Origin of the sequence: Wolbachia endosymbiont of Wuchereria bancrofti (genome assembly GCF_002204235.2) — a bacterium.
Lineage (GTDB): Bacteria > Pseudomonadota > Alphaproteobacteria > Rickettsiales > Anaplasmataceae > Wolbachia.
This window is the reverse complement of sequence record NZ_NJBR02000087.1, coordinates 1-9,896: the sequence shown is the minus strand read 5'-3', so window position 1 is coordinate 9,896 and position 9,896 is coordinate 1. Positions and strand designations below refer to the sequence as shown.

At 33.7% G+C, this 9,896-nt stretch carries 7 protein-coding genes and 2 tRNA genes; 4 read left to right on the top strand and 5 right to left on the bottom strand.

Features of this window, described 5'->3' with window-relative positions; genetic code table 11:
• Positions 1-159 precede the first annotated feature (159 nt).
• A complete protein-coding gene (locus CCY16_RS05680) occupies positions 160-318 on the top strand; it encodes a hypothetical protein (protein ID WP_179946074.1) in 159 nt (52 codons plus the stop codon).
• Between the two features lie 1,922 nt (positions 319-2,240).
• On the opposite strand, the gene CCY16_RS05675 is transcribed toward CCY16_RS05680, so the two are convergent.
• From CCY16_RS05675 to CCY16_RS04320, 4 genes are all read right to left on the bottom strand, one after another.
• Positions 2,241-2,384 carry a hypothetical protein gene (locus CCY16_RS05675; RefSeq protein WP_179946073.1) on the bottom strand — a complete coding sequence of 48 codons (144 nt, stop codon included), beginning with the start codon at positions 2,382-2,384 and terminating at the stop codon, positions 2,241-2,243.
• Positions 2,385-2,550: 166 nt separating this feature from the next.
• Entirely contained in the window at positions 2,551-2,685 is a 135-nt protein-coding gene (locus tag CCY16_RS06755; RefSeq protein WP_281250522.1) for a hypothetical protein, read from the bottom strand.
• 117 nt (positions 2,686-2,802) lie between these two features.
• Positions 2,803-3,039: a hypothetical protein gene (locus CCY16_RS04325; protein ID WP_088415228.1), complete on the bottom strand. Its 237-nt coding sequence runs from the start codon at positions 3,037-3,039 to the stop codon at positions 2,803-2,805.
• 570 nt (positions 3,040-3,609) lie between these two features.
• Positions 3,610-3,682, bottom strand: a tRNA-Val gene (locus tag CCY16_RS04320).
• 133 nt (positions 3,683-3,815) lie between these two features.
• On the opposite strand from CCY16_RS04320, the gene gyrA reads away from it, so the two are divergent.
• Together gyrA and petA are read left to right on the top strand one after the other, a co-directional pair.
• Complete coding sequence (gene gyrA / locus CCY16_RS04315) at positions 3,816-6,518, top strand: DNA gyrase subunit A (RefSeq protein WP_088415226.1); 2,703 nt, start codon at positions 3,816-3,818, stop codon at positions 6,516-6,518.
• 104 nt (positions 6,519-6,622) lie between these two features.
• Positions 6,623-7,225 (top strand): ubiquinol-cytochrome c reductase iron-sulfur subunit, encoded by a 603-nt coding sequence (gene petA, locus CCY16_RS04310; RefSeq protein WP_088415224.1) that lies wholly within the window; start codon positions 6,623-6,625, stop codon positions 7,223-7,225.
• Between the two features lie 519 nt (positions 7,226-7,744).
• Here the strand turns inward: petA and rsmA are convergent.
• Positions 7,745-8,539, bottom strand: coding sequence for a 16S rRNA (adenine(1518)-N(6)/adenine(1519)-N(6))-dimethyltransferase RsmA (rsmA, locus tag CCY16_RS04305; RefSeq protein ID WP_088415222.1), 795 nt, complete (start codon positions 8,537-8,539; stop codon positions 7,745-7,747).
• An 85-nt stretch (positions 8,540-8,624) separates the two neighbouring features.
• On the opposite strand from rsmA, the gene CCY16_RS04300 reads away from it, so the two are divergent.
• A tRNA-Thr gene (locus tag CCY16_RS04300) sits at positions 8,625-8,697 on the top strand.
• The last annotated feature ends 1,199 nt before the right edge of the window (positions 8,698-9,896 follow it).

Genomic DNA, 9,896 nt, shown 5'->3' with positions numbered 1-9,896 from the left:
AACTGGTGATCCTTATAAAGTGGATGTAAATTACATTGACGACGCAGTATTGCTACCAACTTTATTTTCTGACCCTAGAGTAATTAGTGCCCAGCGTGTTGATTGTTTTAAAAATTTTTTGACTAAGCACACCCAATTGCAGGAATCGATTAACGCACTATGAACATTGATGCAATAAAGCCGTTGATACAGGTTTGTATACCTTTAAAATTGAAGAATGGAGAGGAGCTAAGTGCACGCTACATATTTACTTACAGGTGGCGCGACAATAAATGGCTAATATCGTCACATCATTCTTTATTACCACCTATGGATTAGAGGCAGGAAAAATAAATATTCATAGAAGAGGGAACACAAGCTATATTTTTTTATTGACTTATCTATATTCTATAACTTGCATTAATAAGCAAGTAAATGAGTGTTGTTAATATATGACTAATGAAGCGATATTTTATACAGAAAAGCCAGTAGTTTGTTATTGGAAAAATAAAAAAGAAGAGCATAGTTCACATGAAGATAAAGAACTTATGATGAAATGAAAAAAAGAGTCTGCGTAATTCAAGTACCGATTATGTAGAAGACTACTTTAGAAGGTATTAAACGAATGATAGATAAACACCTAAACAAGGACTGAGGCTAAATTTACGTTACAGAGATAAGAACAATAATTAGGATGAAACCTTCACAAATTTTATATTTGGAAAAGTATTAAATACTCTTTCTAAAATATCCTGTTGCCCTGTAGATAGTAGAAGATGTGAATTTTCTTTCATTTCAAATGAACAAGACTACGATAACAAATATGGCGATGATGAGGATGAATTATCTGAAGAAGTTCAGACATCATGAAATATATCATTAGCAAGTTAGTACTATAAGATGGAAAAATAAGATACGGTTTTTACCATGATAATGGTATGATAGAACAAGAAATTAGTAAGTTTGTGGACGATCTTAATGCGCAATGTAAGAAGATTAAAAGCGATCTAGAAAAAACAGCATATTAAAGTATTGTAAACAGAAGCAAGCAAATTCAAAACAGATTGGAGGTAGAAAGAGATAATAAATATCTTTATGTAAAATATATGTAAAAGATAGTGTTGTTAAACCTGCAAAAATCATAAACAATCAGGAAGTAGAAAAGCTAGGATTAAGAGTTTACATATTATAGATCGGAGAAAGTACAGCAAAAATTGAAAAAGATAAAGACGAAAAAAGAAATTATACTGATATCTTAGGCAGCATTGAAATGTCTTTTACTGCTAAAAAAGGGGGAGATTAATATTCATCTACATCCTAGTGAATAAGATAGTAATAAAATAAAAGTAGTGTTTACTAACGAGGAGAGCAAAGCAAGGTTTAATAACTTAGAAGACAAACAAGTTTAGAACTAAGCTGTCTTTAGAGGGGAAAAGTGTTGCAAAAGCCATAGGTAAGAGTTTTGAAAGAAATGGTAGTGTACCTACAGAATTAACTGAGGCTATTAAGCAACAGAATGTTTCATCTACTTTCACCACATGTTTATTTGTTACTACAACAGGAAGTAAGAATAGCTCCAGGAGGGTAAAAATTGATTTTATTTTAGAATAAAACTTAAAAAGTTAATTACAGATGTTCATATATGCTAAGTCAAGGAGGCAGCAGGTAGTGTAAATGCTCATTGAAAATTCTAATAATTTAGAAGCTTTTCTAATGCTAAGTATACTAACTAAATTTAATAAAGCCAAGAGTCTTGGATTAGTTTTGACTATGTCAATTCTTCTGTCAGTTACTCTTATCTTTATAGCAAAGTTGCGCGGATTACCTACTTATTTCATCTGTATTTCTACTTTGTATTACTCTTTCCTTATGATTCTTAGGCGGCAAAAGCGGTGCCTATTTCTTGGCTAGCTTTCTGCTTACAGAGTTTGAGTTTCCTATTCTCCTTTTGCAAATCAGTGTTCAATAACTTTGATATCTCTCGCTCAGCTGTTCACCTTTATAATGCTTCTCAAGATCTTCAAATTGCTCTTTACTTTCTATTGTTATTTTAGTCAGAGAATCAGCAATATCTTTGTGTATTTTTTGATTATCTATTGGCTTATCATCGTTAATAGTAACTTTATCCTTTGCTTGTCCACTACTTACTTATAGCCCTGTCCTTCGATTCTTGTTGCTGCTTTTCTTTTAAATAAGCTGTAAATAGCATCTATTATTTTTTGACCGTACTCCTTAAAAAGAAGTTTGATTGTCCTCAGTTCCTATGCTAGGGAGATGGTTTTAGAGTGTGTTTGTTTTTTACTCTCACCACCAACAATCATATCATCGCTTGATCTTCTCTTTTTAGAAGGCAACAGTGGCGATTCTTGAGTACTCCTATGTGCAGATTTTTCTTGTGTTTTCAATAATGTATTTCGAATATCTTCAAGAATTTTGGTGTGTATGTTCCTCTATAGTGCTATTTCTGATACTTTAAACCCTTGTATTACCCTATCAGGAGCATCCTATACTACCTTCTTAACCCCCTGAAATATCTATTGATTTACTCCTTTTGACAATAATTTCTTTTCCTTACCCACGGCTCACACCGTAACCCTGCTCTTTAATTGCCTTTATTGCCTCTTCTTTAAACAAGTCTTGAACATTATATACTTCCTTTTTGAATCTATGACTGTTTTCAATAAAAACAAATTTAATTATTTTCATTTTTTTCTCTAAAAAAATGGTGCGTTTATTAACTGTAGAATATACGGGTTTTTTTACTCAAGTTTCCATAAATTGGCCCTTATACTAAACTGGTATCTATAAATTTTTGTACTTTTTCTAGATAATCAACACTTTTGTTCTCTTTGAGCACTTGAACACCCTCAAATTTGATATTTTTACATCTTCAATACTTAGTCCATTTCCTTCAAGCCACTCCTTTCTCTTGCTTATTGATTCAACAAATCTATTAACCCTTTTAACATTGTCTGCACTATAATCAATCAGCGTATTACGATTTTGGTAGCTAACTATTGTGGTTGTTTTATACTCTACAATTGCCTTATAAATGTGCAAATTCTTCCTAACTTGATTTTATCGTCCCTTGACAGTTAACCTTTGCAACTGAGTATTGTAGCTTTCTAGAAATCCACCAAATACAGAAATACGTTCTCCAAATAAATTCAAACGATCTTACACAACTTTTCTTACAGCATTTGAATATCCTGTATACGATACAATATTAACTTCCACTCCGTTTAAAAGTGCAGACTGCAATACTGATTTTAATGTCTACTCGTTTTTTACTCTGCCTGCATTCTCTAAAAAATTTCTTATATCGGTATTAGCAACTGAATACCCCACCTTAGAATTAAAATCACTTCTTTTGGTTCCAGAATATTTACCACAAAAACATTATACGTGTACCCATTAGTAATAGCGGTATCGAAGTCAGATATTAATAGAGCATATTTCCTGTAGTCATACCTTTACCTCTCAACTCTCACAAATCAATAGATAAAGGATAATACTAGCAGACTAATTATTTATTAAAATACTAAAATAGTTAAATATACAAGCAATATGCACAGCTGGTTAAAAATAGGCTATTTTGCGAGTTTTTCGATATGTTAGATAAAATACCCATGGGCAATGACAGACTTGAACTGTCGACCTCCTCGGTGTAAACGAGATGCTCTACCAGCTGAGCTAATTGCCCTTTTGAAATGTAATTCTATAACTCAATAGTATTATTGTAAACAAAAAGTAGAATCAAATGCAGCCTAATTTCTAATTGACCATTTGCTTAACTAAATGTTAATATTAAAATCACTTCGATCAAAGTACAGAAAATGCAAGACAATATAGTACCAATTTCAATAGTGAAAGAACTGGAAGATTCTTATCTCTCCTACGCAATGAGTGTGATTATAAGCCGTGCTATACCTGACGTGCGAGATGGATTTAAACCCGTTCATAGGCGCATATTATATGCAATGTCGAGGGCTGGATACGATGCTGGCAAGCCATATAAAAAGGCAGCTCGTATAGTTGGGGATGTAATGGGGAAATATCATCCACACGGTGATGCAGCTATTTATGATTCCTTAGTCAGAATGGCTCAAGATTTTTCTCTTCTTCTACCACTTATTGATGGGCAAGGCAACTTTGGTTCGGTAGATGGAGATCCACCAGCTTCAATGCGATACACAGAAGCAAGACTTCAAGGAGTGTCACACTTCTTATTGAATGATATTGATGAAAATACAGTTGATTTTAGACCAAACTACGACGGAAACGAATCTGAGCCTGTTGTACTGCCTGCAGAATTTCCGAATCTATTAGTAAACGGTGCAAGTGGTGTTGCGGTTGGTATGGCAACCAATATTCCTTCTCATAATCTTGGAGAAATAATTGATGCCTGCGTGTTATACATAGACAACCATGAAGTAACCTTAGATGAATTGCTTAAAGTAGTACCAGGGCCAGATTTTCCGACCGGCGGAACGATTCTTGGTAAGTCTGGAATAAGATCAGCGTTTGCTACAGGTCGAGGCTCAATTGTTATACAAGGTAAAACTCATATAGAAGACCTGCCACAAGATAGGCAAGCAATAGTTATTGATGAAATACCTTACCAAGTAAATAAAGTGAAATTAATTGAGAAAATCGGTGAGCTTGTAAAAGAAGAGAAAATTGATGGCATAACAGAAATTAGGGATGAGTCTGATAAGTCTGGTATTAGGGTAGTGATTGACCTTAGAAAAAATGCTGCAGCAGATTTTATACTGAATCAAATACTGGGACTTACTCCTCTAAGAAGTAGCTTTAGCGTTAATACTTTAGTTCTCAACAACAATAGACCTGTTTTGATGTCATTAAAAGAAATCATAGTTGCTTTTGTTGATTTTAGAAAAGAAGTATTAATCAGGAGAACAGAATTTCGTTTGAGAAAAACGAGAGAAAAAGCCCACATATATATAGGACTTTATATTGCGGTCTTGAGCATAGATGAAGTGATAAAAATCGTCCGAGGTGCAAAAGACCCTGAGGAAGCAAACAAAAAGCTCTTAAATAAAGAGTGGAAAACCTCAGCTGAAATAAACATAATTATTGGCTTGGTTTCAGATAGCATGAGCTTTTTGAAAGATGGAGTGTATAGATTAACCGAGTTACAGACGAAAGCCATTCTTGACATGAAATTGCAACGTTTAACGGGTCTCGAAAGAGACAAATTAGAAGCTGAGCTAAATTCAATGATTAACCTGGTAAAAGAATATATCGCTTTTCTTGGTTCAGAAGAGAAATTAATGAAAGAAATAAAAAATAATTTACAAGAAGTAAGGAACAGATTTGCCGTACCACGCAAAACTGCAATAGAAGAATCAGATGTAGACATTGAGGCCGAAGATCTAATCCTACAAGAGGATATGGTAGTCACAGTGACTATGAATGGTTACATTAAGCGCGTGAAGCTCTCTCACTATAGAACTCAGCGTCGTGGTGGAAAAGGAAAGTTAGGACAGGGGCTAAAAGAAGAGGATGTAATCACAAAATTGTTTGTTGGGAACACCCACACTAGCCTTTTATTTTTTTCCAATATTGGCAGAGTTTATAGATTAAAAGTTTATAAATTACCTATTGCGGAGCCAACTGCACGTGGAAGAGCACTTGTTAACATATTCCCTCTTGCTGGTGGCGAAACAATTACCAATATAATGCCACTGCCAAGTGAGAGCGATGAAAGTCAAAACATAGTTTTTGCTACTGCTCATGGAAACATAAGGCGTAACTCTTTAGCTGACTTTCACTATATTCCAAGTAACGGGAAAATAGCAATAAAGCTCGATGAAGGGGATAAATTAGTATCGGTCAAGGTATGCAACGAAACTGATCACGTTTTACTTTCAACAATGCTTGGGAAAAGTATTAGATTTATTGTAAGCGACGTGCGTCAATTTAAAAGCCGTAATTCGGACGGCGTAAGAGGTATCAAACTTGCAAAAAACGATAGTGTGATATCTATGACCATACTAAACGGTATAGGCGTTACAACAGAAACAAAAGAGCTTTATCTAAAAGTTCCACTAATAAAAAGACTAGAAACTGCAGTTAATAACTCCATTGATTCTAAATTAGAAAAAGTTTTAAACGATTTAGGAATAGATAACAAATTATTCTTAAAACTTGCAGCGAATGAAGAGTTTATACTAACTATTACTGAAAATGGCTTTGGTAAAAGAACTTCTGCATATGAGTACAGAGTAACCAATAGGGGCGGTGTTGGTATTACCAATATTCTTACTACCAACAGAAACGGCAATGTCGTTGCTAGCTTTCCAGTTGAGCAGGACGACAATATAATGCTTATTACAGATAAAGGAAAGTTAATTCGCATTTCAGTCAACGGAATTAGAATAGCAGGACGTAGTACTCAGGGAGTCACTCTATTTAAAACAGAGAGTAGAGAAAAGGTGGTGTCAGCGGCAAAAATTGAAGATCCTGGTTCTACTGAAGAGAATATGCCTGAGATTGGAGATTCTGCGTCTTCTTAGCTGTAGTATTATAAAAACATACTAAGAGTAAAAAGTACAAGTTTTTGTTGATTAATCTATAGTATTTAAATTAAAATGTATGCTACATAGCTGAGTAGAGGTTGATGAACAAGAAATTAACTGAGAATAAAAAACTACTAGTAGACAAGGAAGGTAAAAAAACACCTCCTGTTAAAGGTCTTACTAAAAAAAATAAGAGCAGGAGAGATTTTATAACATTAACTACATGCGCTATGGCAAGTATAGGAACTGTAAGTGGGCTTTGGCCACTGATTAAGTCTATGAACCCTTCCGCTGAAGTCTTGGCGATGTCTACAGTTGAAGTTAATTTATCTGGAATCCAAGAAGGACACGGAATAAAAGTAAAATGGCAAGGTAAACCAGTATTTATTCGCAGACGTACAAAGCAAGAAATTAAAGCTGCAAGAGTTGTGAATGTAGAGGATTTGAGGGACCCTCAGTCAGATGAGCAAAGAGTACACAAAGGAAAAGATGAATGGCTAATTATGGTTGGAGTATGTACACATCTTGGATGTGTACCAGTTGACCATGCTACAAAAGATGGAAACGGTTGGTTTTGCCCTTGCCACGGTTCATATTATGATACATCTGGTCGGGTAATTGGAGGCCCTGCACCAAAAAATATGGTTGTACCTGACTATTTTTTTCCAAATGAAAATGTTGTGGTAATTGGCAAAAAGGCTTAATTAATAACTGCACTTGAGTTGCTATAGCCTTAGTTCTCATTTAATTAACTAAACTAAACCTTGCTATTTTTAGGAAGACACAAACAAAGGAACTGCTTGACAAGTTTCAACAACCTCGTTGTCATAGAGCTAAGGGTATTTCTGATTCACAACTTATTTTTGACCTGCAGGTTCAATAACAAAATTCAGTAAAGAATTTAGGTATTTATTGGCGGATTGCATCGAGTTATTGCGGTTGTATATCTTTAAAATTTTTCTACATTCAGCTAAGTCATGCTTAAACTAAGCGTAAGCAAATTATTAAAGCGCCAGTTTAAATTATTATAGGGTCAAAACTTACTATCTGGGGTTTTTCGCCTTTTTTTTATATGGTAAATTTCTTAAATATTTATAGCTAAGGATTTATCGACAACCGCTGCCTGTTAGCGAGACCTATGCTAAGAGACCGCATTGGTATAACATAGAACTGTGCTAGCCATAGCAAACCAAAAATACTTTTTTAATATTTTTATCAAAAAATTAGGTAATTTGCATACTATTCGCTAGTAAACAAAATTGTTCAACAGTTAAGTTTTTTGGACGCTCGTTTCCACTTAATTTAGCATGTTCAAGAGCAGTTTCAGTACGATTCGTTACATTTTGCAAGCTATTCCTTAGCATCTTTCTTCTTTGAGCAAAAACAGCACGTGTTAATTTTGTTAAGGCTTCCAAATTTACTGCAAATCTTTGTGTAGGTAAAGGCCTCACTGTAATGACCGAAGAGTATACTTTCGGTCTTGGAAAAAACTCTTTAGGTTCGATATCAAATTCCCTTCTTACATCACATAGTAACTGACTTAGCACTGATAGGGAACCATAGTCTTTAGAATTGGGTCTTGCTATAATACGATTTGCTACCTCTTTCTGAAACATTAATGTCAAAGTTGTAAAAAGTTTTATTTTATTTAACCACTTTAAAAATAACACTAACGAAATATTGTAAGGCAAGTTTGCAATAACTTTTACTGGGCGTTCTATTAGCTCCTCTTCTACAACATAAAGCGCATCTGCTTCTACAATTCTAAATTTTCCCTGGTGTTCATTAAGCAATTGGTCATGACATTTCACTAAATTGCTATCCTTTTCTATAGCCAGAAGAGACTTTGGATTATGTGCTAATATCTCCTTTGTTAGGGCACCATATCCAGGGCCAATTTCAATGACGTTGAAATCTTCCAGATTACCAGCTAAAACAACTATTCTTTTTGTTATCTCACTCGATAAAATAAAATTTTGCCCTAGACTTTTTTTTGGCTTCAATGAAAATTTTTTCATACTACTTCATTATGCAATGCTTTGATAATTATAAAAATAGTTGACTGAAATTCACTAGTAATTATATATTATTAACGTATTTAACGCCGGCTTAGCTCAATTGGTAGAGCAACTGACTTGTAATCAGTAGGTTGTCAGTTCAAGTCCGACAGCCGGCACGTGTAGTAATGCCATACTTGACCTGAAGGACAAGAATTAACTGACAAAAGAATGGCTTTGTTGCATTGCTACTTATGAAAGGCTAACTATAGTTAGGGCTATAAACAACTTATAGAAAATCTTGTTTTTTTGCAATCAAGCTGATCAAATTTAAGAATAGTAATTTATTATTTATATTAATAAATTTAATTCTATTTAAAATAGCTAAAGTGTTGAATTTTTTGAATTTTAGCCAGATTAATGAATGATGGTGAAATTCCTTTTACTCAAATTTAGGTATTTGCTAACCATTCTTACTTATAAATAAGAAAATGATAAGTTACTAATATTCTCCACCTTTCTTGTCTTAATTCACCATAGCTGGTGATTAATAAAGTCATTCCAACATCACGGTTGGCATGACACCATTTTCTTTTGCCCTTAAATGCTTCAGCTACAAATATTCAAGAATTTACTAAGTAAAAAAAGGTAAAAGATATTCCATAGTAAATAGTGTTTATTTTCTAATCCTGCAAATTGGCATTTTATACTGTCTTAAATACTTTGTAAGCGTATTTCAGCTTATATGGGTAAAAACCTCTAGAATGTTGTGAAGACACAAGGTACATAGTGCAAAAAATTAAATATAAGATACTAAATACCCTAAGTTTTTTGTTATTAACCTGCATGATTGTGAAGATAAATAAACAGCTTAAATGTTATAATAAGGAGGCTGGTAAAGCTTGTCAAGTAGTTTTTTGCATTCTTACTGATTGCAAATTTGCGATCATAAATTGTCAATTTAAGCTTCGAAAAAGGTCTATTGACTTACATATGTTATTGAGATACACTTAAACTCTATTAGCTTCTAAAGGTGCACATGAAAGTATGGTATTAAGATACAATAACAAGAGGATAAGCATATCTAAATTCTGCCCTTCATGGTAACATAAGTATAGTAAGCAGCCAAGCGGAATGAGTGGACATTAATAGTTGATAATAGTTTTAAAACATATAAGGTAAAATATAGATTTAGCAGAACAAGTCATTAGGGTAAACAACGGCTATATTGGAGAGTTTTAACGTCAACTTAACGAAAAACTAGGCTCTATATTACCTTATATAGCTTAATTGTTATTTCTCATAGTACAATATAGTCAGAAAAATATAGCTGAACTTTTGTTGAATAGTGATATAACTTTTCCGTCAGAATTGAACC